The sequence below is a fragment of the Nocardia sp. NPDC004278 genome (assembly GCF_053602975.1).
In genome coordinates, this window is sequence record NZ_JBSGEQ010000002.1 from 297,625 (window position 1) to 313,923 (window position 16,299).

20 protein-coding genes and 1 pseudogene are annotated in these 16,299 nt (G+C 65.1%); 15 read left to right on the forward strand and 6 right to left on the reverse strand.

The genetic code is table 11. The annotated features are described in order from the left end of the window. Positions 1-104 precede the first annotated feature (104 nt). The gene (locus tag ACWEO2_RS04065) at positions 105-1,109 is read right to left on the reverse strand and encodes a serine/threonine protein phosphatase (RefSeq protein ID WP_452403983.1); all 1,005 of its coding nucleotides are present in this window, start codon (positions 1,107-1,109) and stop codon (positions 105-107) included. Positions 1,110-1,233: 124 nt separating this feature from the next. Then, positions 1,234-1,869, reverse strand: a complete 636-nt coding sequence (locus tag ACWEO2_RS04070) for a winged helix-turn-helix transcriptional regulator (RefSeq protein WP_452403984.1) — start codon at positions 1,867-1,869, stop codon at positions 1,234-1,236. Positions 1,870-2,250: 381 nt separating this feature from the next. Between ACWEO2_RS04070 and ACWEO2_RS04075 the strand changes: the two genes are divergently transcribed. Together ACWEO2_RS04075 and ACWEO2_RS04080 are read left to right on the forward strand one after the other, a co-directional pair. Continuing rightward, entirely contained in the window at positions 2,251-2,595 is a 345-nt protein-coding gene (locus ACWEO2_RS04075; protein WP_452403985.1) for a hypothetical protein, read from the forward strand. A gap of 691 nt (positions 2,596-3,286) precedes the next feature. Continuing rightward, on the forward strand, positions 3,287-3,697 hold the full coding sequence (locus ACWEO2_RS04080) for a nuclear transport factor 2 family protein (protein ID WP_452403986.1): 411 nt from the start codon (positions 3,287-3,289) through the stop codon (positions 3,695-3,697). Positions 3,698-4,031: 334 nt separating this feature from the next. Here ACWEO2_RS04080 and ACWEO2_RS04085 read toward each other — a convergent pair whose 3' ends face one another. Then, complete coding sequence (locus ACWEO2_RS04085; protein ID WP_452403987.1) at positions 4,032-4,310, reverse strand: hypothetical protein; 279 nt, start codon at positions 4,308-4,310, stop codon at positions 4,032-4,034. A gap of 394 nt (positions 4,311-4,704) precedes the next feature. On the opposite strand from ACWEO2_RS04085, the gene ACWEO2_RS04090 reads away from it, so the two are divergent. The 6 genes from ACWEO2_RS04090 (at position 4,705) to ACWEO2_RS04115 (ending at position 10,078) form a co-directional block, all read left to right on the forward strand. Continuing rightward, a complete protein-coding gene (locus ACWEO2_RS04090; protein ID WP_452403988.1) occupies positions 4,705-6,240 on the forward strand; it encodes a serine hydrolase domain-containing protein in 1,536 nt (511 codons plus the stop codon). Positions 6,241-6,712: 472 nt separating this feature from the next. Next, a complete protein-coding gene (locus ACWEO2_RS04095; RefSeq protein ID WP_355189779.1) occupies positions 6,713-6,946 on the forward strand; it encodes a hypothetical protein in 234 nt (77 codons plus the stop codon). After that, positions 6,943-7,422 carry a Clp protease N-terminal domain-containing protein gene (locus tag ACWEO2_RS04100; RefSeq protein ID WP_452403989.1) on the forward strand — a complete coding sequence of 160 codons (480 nt, stop codon included), beginning with the start codon at positions 6,943-6,945 and terminating at the stop codon, positions 7,420-7,422. The genes ACWEO2_RS04095 and ACWEO2_RS04100 overlap by 4 nt, the downstream gene beginning before the upstream one ends. Before the next feature lie 22 nt (positions 7,423-7,444). Beyond that, positions 7,445-8,371, forward strand: a complete 927-nt coding sequence (locus ACWEO2_RS04105; protein WP_452403990.1) for an ABC transporter ATP-binding protein — start codon at positions 7,445-7,447, stop codon at positions 8,369-8,371. After that, the gene (locus ACWEO2_RS04110) at positions 8,368-9,213 is read left to right on the forward strand and encodes an ABC transporter permease (protein WP_452403991.1); all 846 of its coding nucleotides are present in this window, start codon (positions 8,368-8,370) and stop codon (positions 9,211-9,213) included. Before ACWEO2_RS04105 ends, ACWEO2_RS04110 begins: the two co-directional genes overlap by 4 nt. A gap of 79 nt (positions 9,214-9,292) precedes the next feature. Continuing rightward, positions 9,293-10,078 (forward strand): MerR family transcriptional regulator, encoded by a 786-nt coding sequence (locus ACWEO2_RS04115; protein WP_452403992.1) that lies wholly within the window; start codon positions 9,293-9,295, stop codon positions 10,076-10,078. A 4-nt stretch (positions 10,079-10,082) separates the two neighbouring features. Here the strand turns inward: ACWEO2_RS04115 and ACWEO2_RS04120 are convergent. Next, positions 10,083-10,310 (reverse strand): annotated as a pseudogene (locus ACWEO2_RS04120) (hypothetical protein); the annotation flags it as partial. Positions 10,311-10,591: 281 nt separating this feature from the next. Here ACWEO2_RS04120 and ACWEO2_RS04125 point away from each other — a divergent pair. The 5 genes from ACWEO2_RS04125 (at position 10,592) to ACWEO2_RS04145 (ending at position 12,871) form a co-directional block, all read left to right on the forward strand. Next, positions 10,592-11,479, forward strand: coding sequence for a helix-turn-helix domain-containing protein (locus ACWEO2_RS04125; RefSeq protein ID WP_452403993.1), 888 nt, complete (start codon positions 10,592-10,594; stop codon positions 11,477-11,479). Continuing rightward, positions 11,476-11,691 carry a DUF397 domain-containing protein gene (locus tag ACWEO2_RS04130; RefSeq protein WP_452403994.1) on the forward strand — a complete coding sequence of 72 codons (216 nt, stop codon included), beginning with the start codon at positions 11,476-11,478 and terminating at the stop codon, positions 11,689-11,691. The genes ACWEO2_RS04125 and ACWEO2_RS04130 overlap by 4 nt, the downstream gene beginning before the upstream one ends. A gap of 54 nt (positions 11,692-11,745) precedes the next feature. After that, complete coding sequence (locus tag ACWEO2_RS04135) at positions 11,746-11,961, forward strand: DUF397 domain-containing protein (RefSeq protein WP_452403995.1); 216 nt, start codon at positions 11,746-11,748, stop codon at positions 11,959-11,961. Positions 11,962-12,026: 65 nt separating this feature from the next. Continuing rightward, the gene (locus ACWEO2_RS04140; protein ID WP_452403996.1) at positions 12,027-12,245 is read left to right on the forward strand and encodes a DUF397 domain-containing protein; all 219 of its coding nucleotides are present in this window, start codon (positions 12,027-12,029) and stop codon (positions 12,243-12,245) included. Between the two features lie 53 nt (positions 12,246-12,298). Further along, the gene (locus ACWEO2_RS04145) at positions 12,299-12,871 is read left to right on the forward strand and encodes a DUF402 domain-containing protein (protein WP_452403997.1); all 573 of its coding nucleotides are present in this window, start codon (positions 12,299-12,301) and stop codon (positions 12,869-12,871) included. An 11-nt stretch (positions 12,872-12,882) separates the two neighbouring features. Here ACWEO2_RS04145 and ACWEO2_RS04150 read toward each other — a convergent pair whose 3' ends face one another. Beyond that, positions 12,883-14,280: an amidase gene (locus ACWEO2_RS04150; protein WP_452403998.1), complete on the reverse strand. Its 1,398-nt coding sequence runs from the start codon at positions 14,278-14,280 to the stop codon at positions 12,883-12,885. Positions 14,281-14,423: 143 nt separating this feature from the next. On the opposite strand from ACWEO2_RS04150, the gene ACWEO2_RS04155 reads away from it, so the two are divergent. Both ACWEO2_RS04155 and ACWEO2_RS04160 read left to right on the forward strand, forming a co-directional pair. Next, a complete protein-coding gene (locus tag ACWEO2_RS04155; RefSeq protein ID WP_452403999.1) occupies positions 14,424-15,062 on the forward strand; it encodes an MspA family porin in 639 nt (212 codons plus the stop codon). Next, a complete protein-coding gene (locus tag ACWEO2_RS04160; protein ID WP_452404000.1) occupies positions 15,059-15,409 on the forward strand; it encodes a hypothetical protein in 351 nt (116 codons plus the stop codon). Before ACWEO2_RS04155 ends, ACWEO2_RS04160 begins: the two co-directional genes overlap by 4 nt. Positions 15,410-15,714: 305 nt before the next feature. Here the strand turns inward: ACWEO2_RS04160 and ACWEO2_RS04165 are convergent, their stop codons facing one another. Next, the gene (locus ACWEO2_RS04165) at positions 15,715-16,191 is read right to left on the reverse strand and encodes a nitroreductase family deazaflavin-dependent oxidoreductase (RefSeq protein WP_452404001.1); all 477 of its coding nucleotides are present in this window, start codon (positions 16,189-16,191) and stop codon (positions 15,715-15,717) included. Between the last annotated feature and the right edge of the window lie 108 nt (positions 16,192-16,299).

Consider the following 16,299-nt stretch of genomic DNA (forward strand, 5'->3'; position numbering starts at 1 on the left):
AACCTGGGGTTGCCGTGCGGCTGGCGGGCATCCGCTGACCGGATCAGTCGGCGTGCAATGGCAAACACCGAAAGGTGTTGCCGTGCAGGGTATTCTATCGCGTATTAACCGGCCGGGTATTCCGCGTGGATGTCGCCGCCGAACAATTTCCAGTAGAAGGCGTTCATCTTCGCGGCGGCAGGTGCGTGCCGGGCCAGGATCGCGGCCACAACCGGCGGCACGTCGTCTGGGATGTGGCCAGTGGCGCACTGGAGTACGTACTCGTTGCGGGCGACGGGGCCGCCGCTGGTCGGCATCGGTATCCCGCAGACGTCGGTCACCAGCCAGTTGACCAGTCGCATGGCGGCGTAGTCGGCGTCATGAGTGGCGTGGCGTTCGGCGAAGTCGCGCTCGGCGGTCGACAGGTCGAAATGCGGCGAGGTAGCCAGCCCGAAGTCGCAGAGATAGATCCGCTCCCCGTCACTGCGCAGGTTGCCGAAGTGTCCATCCATGTGCAGCAGCTCCCGATCTCCCAGGAACGCCACAATCTCCGAAAACTGCCGCTCGACGGCGGCGGCCTTGTCGGCCGGGTTCTCGCGCAGCCAGTCCGGCATCGGGTTCGGGATGTATTCGCAGAACAGCACGAGGCTGGACGGTGCTGCGGCCAGCGCTTCGAGTCGGGCACGCACAGCGGGGCTGCCGCCCTGGGCGGCGACCACCGTGTCGATGTCGGCGTGTTCGGTTGCGACCGGTGGCCGGTCGGGCAGAACCCGCCAGTGGTAGAGCATCGGAAACGACTGCGTCGCACCAGCCAGAACGCCGTCGGTGACGATGATGTTCGCGGCGAGCTCACGCCATGCGTTGAAGCTCGGGCCGCCGATACCGTACTGGCAGAACACTGGCAGGTCGAACAGGTTCGCGGTTGAGCCCCGGTGGGCGAGTTCCCGATCGGTCAGCGGGACGCGCTTGGCGAACACCGGCACGCCGTCGACGTCGAGGACTGTCGTGCCGCCGCCCACTCCCACGATGTTGGGCCGACCCGTGTCCATGAGCGCGGCGAGCTCAATGTTGTTGCGGGAAGCCAGGAAAGCCGAGAGTCTCTGGTGGCGGTCGCTCCTGGCAGCTGTCATCGCACGATTCTGCCACCGACCGGATGGTTGACCGCTTGCGGTGAGACGGCCCAAGGAAACCGACCGCGACTCAACGAGGTGATCCGGGAAATACAGACCAGTTGAATACGGATCCTTACCAGTCTCAACCCCCATATAGCAGCCGGTTGAGGGCCGGAAGGTCACCCACAAGGGCCACGCTCCCGTCGGCGAGCGCAGCGTCGAGCGAGGCTGGATCGGCCAGCAGGCTGCCGAGCGTCTTGGGGTCCGTGCGAAGCGAGATGTCCGCCGTGGCAGGTTCACCGCTCTGCACCTGAACCTTTCCAGCCTCCACACAGACCGTCCAGACCGAGCCGTCGAGATCGAGGCGACAAACGATCGGCGGCCCCGCCGAGTCGGGACGAGCGGCACCTCGCAGGAAGATCAGCACCGAAGTGGCACTGAGTGAGGTGGGCTCCGGAGGGTTGGGGGCATCGATCCCCCAATCGCCCAGGGCCAGCACGATCGGTTCCAGCTTCCGGCCCCACTCTGTCAGTTCGTAGACCTGCGGGCCTGCCGTTGACGCCAGTTTGCGGCGACGGATCACCCCGTGATGTTCGAGTTCTCGAAGTCGATCGGCAAGCAGGTTCGAGCTGGCGTTGGGCAGAGCGTGCCGCAGCTCGGAGAAGCGTTGAGGCACCAAGAGCAGCTCCCGGACGACCAGCAGTGCCCACCGCTCCCCGACGACGTCGAGAGCCCGAGCTATCCCACATGAGTCCCGATAGCTACGACTGGTCGGCATGACTGCTCCCTCTTGTCCACCCTGATCCGAAACTGCCACTCATATTAGTTGCTTTTCACAACTCGTTGCCCATCGCTCCCCGGACGACGTCGAGAGCCCGCGCCATCCCACACGAGCCCTGATAGCTACGGCCGGTCGGCATGGCCGCTCCCCTCTGTCATCCTGATTCTAAATAGCTACTCGCTCCAGTTGTTTTTAACAACTCATCGAGTTATTGTTTAGCGGCCGACCTGGCGGAACCAGCGAGATCGGGTGGCGACGATGGCGCCCGGAAGGACAGATCCATGCGACAGCCAGTGGCCCACTCCAAGATCACCGGACCGATCCGGTGGTGCAGCCAGCGCCAAGGTCGTGCGAACAACCGGCAGATAGGAGCCTGCAATGAGTATTTCGACCCCTACCTCAGCTCAGAAGCCCCAGCATGCAACGATCGTGGATCCCGATGCGCACCAAGTCTTGTTCGAGAATGAACACGTTCGGGTGATCCATGCGCGCGCATCGCACGGTTGGGAGAGTGCGATGCACTCGCACCAGCCGATGCTGGTGGTCAACCTCGGCTCCGGGCGACAGAAAGTGACCTGGGCGGATGGGGCGACGCAGATCGTGGATCTGAACCCCGGTGCGGTCGTCTGGCAGGAAGACGCTTTCGATCATGCCTGGGAGTTGCTGGCGGGAGAAGTGAACGTGATTCTCGTTGAGGTCAAGTCGGCGAACGTCGCAAAGTAGGCTGTCGCGTTGCCGCGGCGGGTGTTACGGCCGGAATGGCCACCAAGAAGGCGGCGAAGGCATCGGCACACCGAACTCCCGGCCCGGCGACCGGACTTGGCACCCGCCCACGGCACAAGCGAGAAGCGCTGAACACCAGCCGAATTCGATCGAAGCCCGTGCATGCGCTTCCTCGCGGCCTGATCTCGAGCGCTCCCGGGCGTGCTCGAGCTCGGTCCCGTCCCGCTCGATGCAGGACTTCATGCACGCCGAACCGGCCACACCCCGCCGCGTTCTCAACACTCCCAGCCGCATATGAAACCATCAGCGCCACAACTACGCTCACGGCTTCCGCGCGCCGACCGAATCGAAACAATCGGTCCGCTCAACCATCGACTCAGCGCCGCATCTCGCTCGGCTACATCACTACCGCTGGGGCCGCCGGGTGCGGCGATTCGTGGGCACGCTCGAGTGGGCACCGCAGAGCGGGCGTCATGGCCAGCCGTCACGTCGCAGCGCGTTACCGAGGCACGGACCGAGCCCTGCTCATCCCCGTTGAAGGCGGGTGAGCAGCCGGGCGAGCAGCCAACCCAACTTCACGGTCAGGCGTTCGGGCGTCTCCACGGCGGCCACCAAACACCGTTGGTGAATCCAACGAATGCATGTATAGTTGGCGACGCCAATATTGGTGACGCCAACGAAAGAAGATGTCATGGCCACGGATACTCTGGTCGCCGACCGTATCGAGATCGCCGACCTGTTCACCCGCTACGCCCGCCTGCTCGATGAGAAGCGATGGGACGATGTCGACACGATCTTCACCGACGATGTGGCGGTCCACTCGCCGAGAGCCCAACTCCGCGGCATCGACAAGGTTGTCGACTACATGCGACAGGCCGAGGTCGCGGGCGAGCACGCCCAGCACATGACCAACGACCTGCTGGTGAACGTCAACGTCGACCAGGCCACGGCCTCGGCGAACTCGCTGGTGTACTTCTACCGCGACGGCCAACCGCCGCATCAAACAAGCGGTCTGCGACTGGCCTGCACAGTGGTACGGACGGCGGCGGGCTGGCGCATCAGCGAGACACAGACCATGCTCGCCTGGATGCGCAAGGATTGATCTCTCCCAGAGTGCTTGTAACGCCTGGAGTTACAAGCACTCTGGGCTTTGTCAGTGGATTTCGACGCCAGCCTCGGCGTCATCGGGTCGGGCCGCGGGGGCCGTCGTCGCCGAAGGCCGATCGGGGATCGAGATCGACGGCGTGCCGGCGATCCTGTCCGACACGAACCCCCAGTACTGCCGGGACCGTCGGGTGCGACGATTCGTAGGCACGATTAGATGGGCGCGCTCCAGCAGGGGCCTCGCTGCCAGCCGTCAAGTCGCGGCGCATTGCCCGAAGCTCGGACCAGTCGCTGAATTCCGACGGGCGAGTTCGTGTGGACGTCGTAGACGATTACGGCTCGGTGTTGCCGTACAGCGCACCGAGCATCTCGACATGGTCGATGATCTGGGTGAGCTGTTCGATTCCGGCGAGATATCCCGTCGGGCCGTCGGATTCGATGAAGGGGCTGCGGAAGGAGAAGTCCCGGCCGAGTTGCTCGGCGGCAGCAGCGATATCGCCACGTAAGCGGGCCAGATGATATGCCTGGACGGCTTTCCTGATCAGTGACGTGGCGGTTATCGCGTCTCCTGCGCGACTGGTCTTGGGGGGCTGATGGGTCGGCGTCGTCATCGGGTGGGTCGGCTGAGGCCAGCCGAAGATGAGAGAACTGCGGTGTGGTGCCCAGGATTTCAGCGAGCGTACCCAATCGCGCTGCGGACTGGCAGGTCGCCGCGTATGGCCAGGGCCGCGCTGACCACTGGGCCGAACCGCAATGAGCGCGAACAGCGGCGCCGTGTTGCGATTGCGTTGGCCAGCAAAGAGAGGGCGGTATTTCCCTCGGCGACGCGCTGGCCTGGAATTCCCGAGCCGACGACCCCGGCGAGCAGGAACCAGGTGCCACCTCGGCCGCCGGTCGCGGGGCAGCGGCTGTGAGCTAGCTCACGGTTGAGGTTGACCTCGGGTCAGGGTGGAAGCTCGGTGCGCGGCGCGACGCCGAGCTGGACACAACAAGGAGCGAACCACCATGTCCCACAGCCTTTCTGACCAGGACAAGAGCACCCTGCGGACAGCGGCGTACGGCGCCGTGTCGCTGATGGCCGCCGCCTCCGGCTCGTCCCTCGAGGCCGCCACGAATGCCGCCGTCGCCCTGACATCGGCGACCGGTCCGGTCGGGCACGTGCTCGCCGCGAAGACCAAGGACATCGAACTGAAGGGCAAGACCGTTGCCGAACTCGCCGACCGGGTACTGCCGACCCTGACCGCAGCGATGAAGCTGCTCGGCAAGCAAGCTCCGGCAGAAGCCGACAACTTCCGCAGCACCATCCTGCTCGCCGTCGAAGCCGCCCAGGTCCACGCGGACAAACCCGACCCCACCACGGCCGCGATGGCCCGCAAGATCACCGCCGCCCTCGGCGCCGCTGGGGACAGCACGGCTGCGGTTGGGCAGAATCGCCCGGAGCTGCAGGAGATGATCGAGGAGATCGTCGGTTCCGGTTTCGTCGGGGTGTCGCTGCGCGTGCACGATGAGCGGGGCGAGTGGGCCGGCAGTGCCGGGACGGCCGAGCTGGGCGGGGCCGCGAAGCCGCCGATCAGCGGGCATGTCCGGATCGGCAGCAGCACAAAGACCTTCACCGCCACCCTGATGCTGCAATTGGTGGCGGAGGGCAAGGTCGGGCTGGATACGCCGGCCGCGGACTACCTGCCCGAGTTCGGGTTGGACGAGCGGATCACGGTTCGGATGCTGTTGCAGCACACCAGCGGGGTGTTCAACTTCACCGGCGAGGTTTACGACGACGGGACCATTGTGCCGGGAATCCCCGTCCCCTACGGCACCACGGGCAAAGAGTGGATGGACAACCGATTCAAGACCTACCGGCCACAAGAGCTGGCGGAGCTGGCGTTGTCCAATCCGGCGCGGTTCGAGCCGGGGACGGGCTGGAGCTATTCCAACGCCAACTACGTGCTGGCGCGGCTGCTGATCGAGAAGGTAACCGGCCGCTCGCTCGCCGAGGAGATGCAGCGGCTGATCCTGGGGCCGCTCGGGCTGTCGGGCACCGTGGTGCCGGATGCCTCACCGGAGATCCCCGAACCCCACGCCCACGCCTACTACCGATACGAGGAAGCCGGCGAGCAGAAGACGGTCGACATCACCCGCCAGAACCCCTCCTGGGTCTGCACCGGCGGTGACATGATCTCCACCACCCAGGACCTGCACACGTTCATCTCCGCACTGCTGGGCGGCAAGCTCCTGCCGGCCCCGCTGCTGGCCGAGATGTGCACCCCACACCCGACGGGCATCCCGAATATGGACTACGGCCTGGGAGTGTTCGTGGTGAACACCGACGACGGCGGCACCGTCATCTCCCACAACGGTGCCGCCGTGGGCCACGCGGCGCTGATGTACAGCACGCCCGACGGCAGCAAGACCCTGACCGCCGCGCTGAACTGTGTGGACGATGCGGACCTGTCCATCGCGACAGCGTTCCAGAACGCCCAACAAAGGCTTCTCAACCAGGTGTTCTGCGGTGGGCAGGCCGATCCGGCTCGGCCGATGGACTGAACACCCTGTGACGCGTCCGCACGCTCGGCCCGCGCCAGCCGCGGCGCTTGCCCGCGGCCCTCGCTCAGCGACTGGACCTGCGGCTTCGGTATCCGAGACGGTCGGCAGACCATCGTCACGAACGATCAACAACCCGGCCGGGAATCTCGTCAATGTCCTGTCCGCCGAGTTCCGCCCGGCCGGGTGGGCACTTTCCGACTCATCCCACTTTCCATTCACGAACTGTTCGAGGAATTCTTGCCACATGGCGGATGGTTATCGATGGCGATGCCAGATGGGTCTGTTTCCGTGTGAAAGTTGTTGCTGGGGAACCATATTCGAAGTGAAGAGCGGGCGATGGTGCCGAAAGATCAAGGTTGCGAGCAATGACATCAACACCCTCGCCACTCGCCGAGATCGGCGACACTCCACACTCGCATGCGATAAGCAACCTTAGTTGACTAACCGGATTTAGTCAACTAAGGTTGCTTCTATGGCTGACGAAGAACCACAACATCCCCCCGATCCAGCCGATCGCTTGGCCGCGGTCGCCGCGCTGCGTCGACTGGCGGACCAATTGGAAGACGCCGCTGTCGAGCAGGCCATGCGGGCGGGCTGGAGTTGGCCGCAGGTCGCGGAGGCGCTCGGTGTCACGCGCCAAGCGGTGCACAAGAAACATGCCAAGCGGCTCATTGCCACTGGCGTCACGCTGAGGAGGCGTCAATGACCAGCTTCGACAAGTACTTTCACGCGATCATCACTGGTGGCGCCGAGCAGGCCCAGGAGATGGGATCGGCGACGATCGAAGCGGAGCACCTACTGCTGGCCATCGCCGCCGAGCGCGATCCCGGCACCGAACAGATCCTGTCCGCGGTCGGGCTCGATCATCACGGCATCCGCGACGCGCTGGACCGGGAGTTCGAGCACAGCCTGCGCGCGGGCGGCGTATCACTCGCCGAGTTCGACCTGCTGCCGGCCGATCCCCGCGTGGAGCGTCCGAACCAGATGGGCGCGTCGGCCAAACTCGCGCTCGACCGCACGTTCACCTCGGTCGGCAAGAAGGACGTACGACCGGCACATCTGCTCTTCGGGATCATGAAGGCCGAGGTCGGCACGGTGCCCAGGGCACTCACGCTGGCCGGGATCGATATGGCCGACCTGCGCGCACGCATCCAGCGAACACTCTCTGAAGCCAAACCATGATCGCGGCATTGAAAGGTAAACGATGAAGACCAGTGAAGTCGTCATCAATGTCGAGGGCCTGCGCATGCGCTACGGCACCACCGATGTCCTGCACGAGGTGAGTTTCCGGGCGTATCAGGGCGAAGTGCTCTGCCTGCTCGGTCCGAACGGCGCGGGCAAGACCACCACCATCGAAATCATGGAGGGGTTCCGGATGCGGTCGGCGGGCCGGGTCGAGGTAGTCGGGGCCGATCCGGCGCACGGCGGCGAGGACTGGCGGGCGCGGATCGGGATCGTCCTGCAGTCCTGGCGTGATCATGGTAAGTGGCGCGTACGGGAACTCCTGGAACACCTCGGCAGGTACTACGCCGCCTATACCACCGAGTCGCTCGAAAGGCCCTGGGACGCTGAGGAACTCATGGCGGCGGTCGGCCTGACCGAACAGGCGGATCACAAAGTGAAAATGCTCTCCGGCGGACAGCGACGCCGATTGGATGTGGCGATCGGGCTGGTGGGCCGGCCCGAGGTGGCATTCCTCGATGAGCCGACGGCCGGGCTCGATCCGGTGGCCCGGCGCGCTTTCCACGAGCTCATCGAAGACCTCGCCGCCGAGGGCTCCACCACCATCGTGCTCACCACCCACGATCTGACCGAAGCCGAGAAGCTCGCCGACCGCATCCTGGTGCTCGATGAAGGACGCATTATCGCTGACGGCACCGCCGCCGAACTCGCCAGGCAGATCGCCGGCACCGACGAGGTGCGCTGGGATCGTGGCGGACAGAGCTTCCAGCAGTCGACCCCGGATGCGACCGGATTCACCTTCGAGCTGTTCCAGCGGTTCGGCCGCGAGATCGAGAATCTCGAGGTCCGCCGGACCTCGCTGGAGGACACCTATCTCTCACTCGTGCATCGGTCCGAATCCGAAACGCACGCAATGGATACCCGCGAAACGAAGCAGGTGGCCCGATGAACCCTACCGCGATGGCGTTGCGCTCCGGATGGTCGCGCGGACTGATCGAACTGCGGCAGTCATTCACCAATGCCGAGGAACTGTTCAGCCATTTCCTGTGGCCCGTCTTGATGGTGACGACCCTGTTCTTCCTGCGGGACGTATCCTTCGGGCAGACCGGGTTCTTCCTCGGTGCGCTGGCGCTGCCGAGCATTCTCGGCATGAATGCCGCGATGTCCATGGTCAGCATGAGCCAGCAGCTCACCGCCGACCGAGAGGACGGAACTCTGCTGCGCGCCAAGGCGACACCGCACGGCATGGTGGGCTATCTGCTCGGCAAGATCGTGTCGGTATCCGGTGGATTGATCGCGGACTTGGCGATCTTCCTGATACCTGCGCTGTTCATCATCTCCGGTCTGACGACCGGCGACGTGCGCTCCTGGCTGACCCTTGCCTGGGTGCTCACGCTCGGACTGGTGGCGACGCTGCCGATCGGCGCCGTGCTCGGGTCGGTATTCACCAGCGCACGCAGCCAGGGCCTGCTCACCCTGCCGATCCTGGGCGTGATCGCGATTTCCGGCATCTTCTATCCGATTACGGCACTGCCGGAATGGGTTCAGTGGATCGCCCAGGCGTTTCCGATCTACTGGCTCGGCCTCGGCATGCGGTCGGCGCTGCTGCCCGCCAGCACGGTGACGGTCGAGATCGGCGATTCCTGGCGACACCTGGAAACCCTTGGGGTGCTCAGCATTTGGGCCGTGGTCGGACTACTCCTCGCGCCGATCGTGCTGCGCCGGATGGCACGGCGTGAGTCCGGATCCAGTGTGACTGCGCGCCGCGAGAAGGTGCTTCAGCGAATCTGACCGCGCGTGTATCGCATGGAAATCCCGTCGACCGCGGTGTGCGCGGTCGCCGAACTCGAACACAAGGCAGGCTGAGCAGATGAGGAACGGAGTCACGATCGGGCAGGCGGCGGCATTCGTCGGCGTGACGGTGAAAACGGTGCGGCACTACCACAAGCTCGGCCTGGTCGGGGAGCCCGAACGCGACAGCTCCGGTTATCGGCGGTACGGATCGGCCGAGTTGCTGCGGCTGGTGCAGGTCCGCACGCTGGCCGCCGCCGGGGTGCCGCTGGCCGAGATCGGGCCCTTGCTCGACGCCGACGCCACCGAGTTCGCTGCCGCACTTTCCGACGTCGAGCGGCAGCTCACCGAACGGATCGAGGAGTTGATCGCGCGACGTGACACGTTGCACCGGCTCGCCGATGGTGACCGGGCGCTGCTGGGCGACCGCGCTGTGGCGCTGCTGGAGCGGGCGGCCGGCCTCGGCTTCCCCGCGGACGAGGTGGCGACCGCCCGGGAGGGCTGGGTGCTGGCCAAGGCCCTGGTCCCAGAAGGCTTCGACGACTACCTCAGCCATGTCGAGCGCGCACTCGACGACCCCCGGTACGTCGTCTTGATCAAGCGCGCCGCCGAGGCCGCGACCTGGGAACCGGACGACCCCCGCATCGCCGAGCTCGCTACCGCCATGGCCGACCACTACCTCGCCAACCCCGCACATCTGAAAATCGTGACCGCCCTGCAGGCCCGCACCGACACCGCGACCCGGTACACGCTGATCGCCCACCACGGCCAAGAACAGACACCGGCCACGACGCGGGCGGCCGCGCTTTTCGAGACCAGGCTCCGCGCCGCCGGCGTCCATATCCCCAGACCGGACTCCCACTGACCGTGCCGCGCACGGCCAGTTCATCCCGCATCCGCTTCGCAGCGGTGCTGAACTTCGCCGAGATCGCCTGATCGAACGGCGCCGACACCTCATCGAGGAAATCGGTGGCCGACTGTGCCATCAGCGCAAGCAGAATCGGATACCGCTGCTATGGGGCACGGCCTTCCAGCGCTTGGCCGGTCAGGCGCCGGGCCATCGTGGCCAGGAACCGCCGCCTCTCGGCGGGCAGCACGACGTGTCCACCGCGTCCGTCGGCCGCTCGAACGAAGCTGCGCCGCATCGACATTCAGCTGTTCCGCCAACCATGCCACCGCCACGGCGGCGGGCAGGCGATTCTGTCCGACACGAACCCCCAGTACTGTCGGGGACCCGCGTGTCGGGGCTGTCCGAGCAGGGAATTCGGGTTTCTACTTGGGAATTCGGGGTGTTCGAACGGATTCGGGGTGAAGATCGCGGAGCGATCCGTTCCCGATGACAAAGTCATGCCGAAGCCACATCACAGGGATTGGGGGTATGGACGTGTCGAACACCGGCAGTACGCTGCCGCGGCGGCAGCTCGGGCGGTATCTGCGTGACCTTCGGCAGCAGGTCGGGTTGACGTTGGACGAAGCGGCGCGATTGATCGAGCGCAGTGCCAGCAGTCTGCAGCGGCTCGAGACCGGGCACGCGGAACGGATTCGGCTGCTGGATGTTCGGGAGCTGTGCACGATGTACAACGCCGACGAAACGATTACGGCTGGGGTGATCGGGCTTGCGCAGCAAGCGTCGGTGAAGTCGTGGTGGCACCGGTATGGCGATCTCATCCCAACGGACTTCGACGTATACATCGGGCTGGAAGCAGCTGCGCGCCAGCTCACTTCATATACGCCCGATGTTGTGCTCGGACTACTGCAGACACCGGCTTATGCCAGTGTGTTGGTGCGAGGTACCTACCCGAATGATGCCGACGACGAGATCGACCAGCGCTTGGGACTCAAACGGAAACGTCAAGGGCTCATCACTCGCAAGCGCCAGCCTGCTCAGCTGAATGTGGTGTTACTCGAATCCGTACTGCATCGTGTCGTCGGCGGACCCAAGGTCATGGCAACACAACTTCGCCACTTGGCCGATATGTCCACGCTGCCGAACGTGGACCTCCGGATACTGCCGTTGCGGGCCGGAATCCCCCTCGGACAACCAGCGGGGCTGTTCACGATTATCGACTTCGCGGTGGATGACCATGGCGAGCGAGTAGAGCCATCCGTCGTCTACCTCGAGAACCTCACGGGCAGTTTGTATCTCGAGCACAACGACGATGTCCGGAGCTACTATGAGTCATACCAAGCCATCCACCACATCGCGCTGGATGAAATCGCGAGCAGGAACCTGATTCGACAGGTAGCTAGGGAGTACGCCTCGTGACGAACAACCACCATGTCGATCTATCGCACGCCGTGTGGCGCAAGAGCACCCGCAGCTCGGGCAGCAGGGATTGCGTCGAGGTCGCATTCCTCGACGGCGGGTTGGTCGGCGTGCGGGACTCCAAGAATCCCACCGGCCCCGCTCTGGTCTTCACCTCCCGTGCATGGAACGCCTTCACACACAGCGTCATTGACGGCGATCTCGCGCCGTAGCCGAACTCGTCCAGCCTGGGCACGGAACTCCAGGCGGGAACCAAAGGGGGTGCCGTGATCAACGAGTACGAAGTCGATCTCTCTCGCGCCCAGTGGCGCAAGAGTGCCAGGAGCTCGGCGAGCAGGGATTGCGTCGAGGTCGCGTTCCTCGACGGTGAACTCGTCGGAATCCGGGATTCAAAGAACCCCACCGGCCCAGCTCTGGTCTTCACCACCGGTGAATGGAATGCCTTCACGCACAGCATCATTGACGGCGACTTCGCGTCGTAGTCGAGCCCTTCAAACCCTTCCGAACCGGGCCAGAAATTCTGGGCAGCAACCACAGGGGGTGCCTCGTGATCACCGAATACGAAGTCGATCTCTCTCGTCCAGTATGGCGCAAGAGCACTCGCAGCTCGGGCAGCAGGGAGTGCGTCGAGGTCGCGTTCCTCGATGGTGGACTCGTCGGAATCCGAGATTCGAAGAACTCCACCGGCCCAGCTCTGGTCTTCACCACCCACGAGTGGAACGCCTTCACCGCCGGGCTCATCGACGGCGAGTTCTCCCGAACGTGAATCCTGCTGACGTGACCCCCTTCCCAACAGGTCGAACCATCCTCGTGCGAGACATGATTTACGGCAGGTCGTTCACCGAATGGCCGCAGCGGGTCATCGAGGACGGCGGCGACGAACTTCGGGTACTGCTGACGCCCGGCACGGTCGGCCTAGGTCCGGAGCTGTGGATCAAGTCGATGCGCGAGAACGACCCAGCGGCCCGCGGGCAGCTGCTCGAGGCGTATGCCCGCCGGGAATGGGCGATCGCGAACTGGACCTGGCAGCGCAACACGCGGCTGGCGATCATGTACACCGACCGCTACTTCGCCATTGCGCCGATGTGGAACGAGCGTGGCGAATTCCTGGGCTGGTATGTCAATTTCCAGCTGCCGTTCATCCGGACCACCGCGGGCGTCGATACCAGCGACCTGCATATCGACCTCGTCGTCGCACCCGATCTGAGCTACCGCTGGAAGGACGAAGACGAGTACGCGCTGGCCATTCGGCTCGGACTGGTGTCCGATGAGTGGCAGCGCGAGATAGAGGCCGCGCGCACCGAGGCGGTGACCATGGTCGAGCGTCGCGCAGGCCCGTTCGCCGAGGACTGGACCTCACTTCCCCTGCAATGCAGGCGAATTCCGTTGTAGTGCAGGCGAATTCAGTCTTGGATGCGGCGCCAAGGACGTTCGGCTTCGAGCGCGAAGGCGATTTCCAGCAGTGTGCGTTCGTCGCCGTAGGCGGCGGAGAATTGCATGCCGATCGGGAGCCCTTCGGTCGAGGTGCCCATGGGTAGCGAGATCGCCGGTGTGCCTGCGACATTGTTGAACGGAGTGAAGGCGACCCAGGAAATCAGACGCTCGAACAGCTCGTCGAAGGGGACCGTCGGGTTCAGATAGCCCAGTCGCGGGGTGGTGTGCACCAGGACCGGTGACAGGATCAATTCGCTATCGCGCGACAACTTGGCGTATGCGCGCCGCACCTGGGATAGGCGGTAGAGGATGGCGGGAGTGCGCGCCATCGACTTCCGATACAGCCCGGCGAGTCCACGGGTGAACTTATCGAGTCCGCCCGCCCGGAACCGCGGATCGATGGCGAACTTCCCGCCCACCGCGACCAGGAACGCCAACAACCCCCAGTAGACGGTGAAGTCGTCGACGAAGCCTCGCCCGACCGGCGGCGGGACGGGCCGCACCTCGTGGCCCATCTTTTCCAGCACGGCGATGGTGTCATCGAGTACCGCGCGGGTCTGCGGACAGGTTTCGGTGCCGGTGACCGAATCAGCGATCACCCCGATCCGCAGCCGTCGACGCGCCGGACCTTCCACCAGACCGACCGGCGGTAGCTTCGGATTGCGCCAATAGCGTTCGGCGGCTGCGAAATACGTCGCGGTATCGCGCACCGAACGAGTGAGCACCCCCTCGGACACCAGATTGATCGGCATCGAGCGCGCCTGTGGCCCGTCGATGTGGCGCCCCCGACTCGGCTTCAATCCGACAATGCCGCAACACGCGGCGGGAATGCGGATCGATCCGCCACCGTCATTGCCGTGCGCGATCGGCACCACGCCCGCGGCGACCAATGCGGCCGCACCTCCCGATGACGCGCCCGGCGAATAGTCGGTATGCCACGGATTGCGCGTCGGTTCGGCCGCGGCGAATTCGGTGCTCGCGTTCAAACCGAACTCCGGCAGCCGACTCTTGCCCAGCACCGTCATACCGGTGCTGAGCAGCTGTTTTGTGTACGGCCCGTCCTTGGCGCACGGCCGCGCGACGAACGCCGCGGTGCCGTGGTTGGTCGGCAGTCCCCGCACATCGGTGTTGTCCTTGACATAGGTCGGCACACCGAACAGCGGTGCGTCGGTATCACCGGGGACCGACCCGTTCTTCTCGATCACGACGGCGCGCAGTGTCGGATCCACGCGCGCCGCCCGTGCCCGCGCTGCCGCGGCGACCTCCGCGGCGCTGACGGCGCCACGACGAACCAGGTCGGCGATGGCCACTGCGTCGTGGTCGGCGAGCACATCGTCTGTGAAGGCATGTAATCGCTGTGTCGACATATCCGGATTCTGCTCGCTCCGATACGACCATGTGTCGTTTTGGACGATCGTCCTATGCGGTGCGGCGATCTTGGTGGCGGTGCGGGCGACGACACCGGGCTTCGATATCGTTCGACGAGCAACACACCGAGGAGACCTGACATATGAATAGCTCGACCGGCGTCCCGCTATGCCTACTGGCCGCGGGTGTGCTGAGTATCGTTCCAGCACAATCGGCTTCGGCGGATGCGCTACCGGATCAGTCCCGTACCGTCACCACCGAGGACGGCTGGGAATTGACGGTCACGAAGGCCGCCGAAAACCTGGATCGAGTGCCCAATCTCGCGGATACCGCCTTCACCCGGGAGGGATTCGTCAGCCTGCGCGCGGTCGCCGACATCACCGGCGCGGGCAGTGCGTCGGTGAACTCCGGGACGCTCACGATGGGCTATCAGATCGGCTGCCAGATCGATGTGTCCAATGGGATCTCGATCGGTGTCGCGGCCTCGGTCGGACCGAATGTCAATGTGATGGTCGCGCCGACCCCGGGGCTCAGTGTCGGCGTCGGCGCCATGGCGATGCCCAGCGTGTCCACCACCTTCAAGCCGGGCACCATCACCACCATCCCGTTCGGCACCAAAGCCCTTGCCGGACCGCATGGTTCGATCACCACCGACCAAGTGCAGATCAAAATCGACGCCTGTATGGGGCCGGTCAGCCTGCGCTCGTATGTGATCGCCAATATCTCCACTAACACTGCGGACAATTCGGTCGCGGTCTACGGCGACCCGATCTGGTTGTGATCGCCGTGCCCACCATTATCGCGTCCCGCCCGCGACCAGCCGCCGCGGCGCTGCTGGTCGCGGCCGCTGGCATCCTGGTCACCGGCGCCATCACGACCGGCACCGCCACGCTCGCGGCACCGATCGTGCCCGCCACCACCTGCGACCGCGCCGCCGATCCCGACTGCACCGAGCCGGGTAAGACGCCCGACCCGGTCATCGTGCCGGCGCCAGCGCCCGCGGGGCCGCCGCTCTTGACACCGGCCATGCCCCCTCCGCCCGCCAAGCCGAGTTCACCGGCGGCCGCGCTGACGCCGCCCGCGCCCGGCCCGAATCCAGGCGCGCCGATCGTGCCCGCCGCACAGTGACCACCGTGGGCCGACCGCGACCATGCCGCAACCGCAGCCAGACCACGATGGCAACCGCGAGGTGACCGGCAGCTCACTGATCCCGGCGGACCAGCAAACAGCCTGCCAACCCGCGACGATCTAGCGGTGCACAACGCCCCTGCCGTCGCCGGCAGGTCCGCGCACAGCCAGCCACACCCCAACAGACACCCCCCAAATATTGGACAAGCGATCACCATGCGCTGATGCAGGCAAACGCCGAGAGCACCCCTGCACCAGCGCATTCTCGACCGATGGATTTGTTGGTTTGGTGGGGGCGGGTTCGGTCAGCTGCGACGCAGCTCGAAAATGCGGAAGGTTCGGCTGCCGGACAGCTCGTACTCCATCTCGTAGCCGGGCCAGAACTCGACGGCGAGGTCCCATGCGCGTTTGCGGTCCACGCCGGTGACCTCGGTGACGCTCACCTCGAACGCCTCGCCCTTCAGCCGGGCGATGGCGGTGCTCGCCGCGCGCAGGTTGGCCGACCACATCGGATGCTTCGGACTGCCCCAGTTGGAGCCGACGAGCAGGAAGTCGTTACCGCGCGGAACGTACAGCAGCGAGGTGGTACGCGGAATCCCGGTCTTGCGCCCCGCCACGGTGATCTCGATCGATGGCAGACCCGCGAGATCGAGCACGCCGTGCCGCCCGCGGCTGACCCACCGCACGAACCGCTCCAGCCACAGCACGAACGGCGCCGTGCGCATGACCCAGCGTTTCTGCGCGATCCGGCGAGCTAGCGCGGGCAGCGGATTCGACACCATAATCCGAAATCCTGACAGAAATCGCGCACCGGAGACCGGCCGGGACCGCGTGTTGAGACCAGCCTCACCCTCGGGGCCGCCAAGAGTGTGCCCCGAGCCACGAAAAGC

Coding starts and splice junctions, on each gene's coding strand:
- ACWEO2_RS04065 (WP_452403983.1), bottom strand. CDS start 1,109: ATGACAGCTGCCAGGAGCGACCGCCACCAGAGACTCTCGGCTTTCCTG.
- ACWEO2_RS04070 (WP_452403984.1), bottom strand. CDS start 1,869: ATGCCGACCAGTCGTAGCTATCGGGACTCATGTGGGATAGCTCGGGCT.
- ACWEO2_RS04075 (WP_452403985.1), top strand. CDS start 2,251: ATGAGTATTTCGACCCCTACCTCAGCTCAGAAGCCCCAGCATGCAACG.
- ACWEO2_RS04080 (WP_452403986.1), top strand. CDS start 3,287: ATGGCCACGGATACTCTGGTCGCCGACCGTATCGAGATCGCCGACCTG.
- ACWEO2_RS04085 (WP_452403987.1), bottom strand. CDS start 4,310: ATGACGACGCCGACCCATCAGCCCCCCAAGACCAGTCGCGCAGGAGAC.
- ACWEO2_RS04090 (WP_452403988.1), top strand. CDS start 4,705: ATGTCCCACAGCCTTTCTGACCAGGACAAGAGCACCCTGCGGACAGCG.
- ACWEO2_RS04095 (WP_355189779.1), top strand. CDS start 6,713: ATGGCTGACGAAGAACCACAACATCCCCCCGATCCAGCCGATCGCTTG.
- ACWEO2_RS04100 (WP_452403989.1), top strand. CDS start 6,943: ATGACCAGCTTCGACAAGTACTTTCACGCGATCATCACTGGTGGCGCC.
- ACWEO2_RS04105 (WP_452403990.1), top strand. CDS start 7,445: ATGAAGACCAGTGAAGTCGTCATCAATGTCGAGGGCCTGCGCATGCGC.
- ACWEO2_RS04110 (WP_452403991.1), top strand. CDS start 8,368: ATGAACCCTACCGCGATGGCGTTGCGCTCCGGATGGTCGCGCGGACTG.
- ACWEO2_RS04115 (WP_452403992.1), top strand. CDS start 9,293: ATGAGGAACGGAGTCACGATCGGGCAGGCGGCGGCATTCGTCGGCGTG.
- ACWEO2_RS04125 (WP_452403993.1), top strand. CDS start 10,592: ATGGACGTGTCGAACACCGGCAGTACGCTGCCGCGGCGGCAGCTCGGG.
- ACWEO2_RS04145 (WP_452403997.1), top strand. CDS start 12,299: ATGATTTACGGCAGGTCGTTCACCGAATGGCCGCAGCGGGTCATCGAG.
- ACWEO2_RS04150 (WP_452403998.1), bottom strand. CDS start 14,280: ATGTCGACACAGCGATTACATGCCTTCACAGACGATGTGCTCGCCGAC.
- ACWEO2_RS04155 (WP_452403999.1), top strand. CDS start 14,424: ATGAATAGCTCGACCGGCGTCCCGCTATGCCTACTGGCCGCGGGTGTG.
- ACWEO2_RS04165 (WP_452404001.1), bottom strand. CDS start 16,191: ATGGTGTCGAATCCGCTGCCCGCGCTAGCTCGCCGGATCGCGCAGAAA.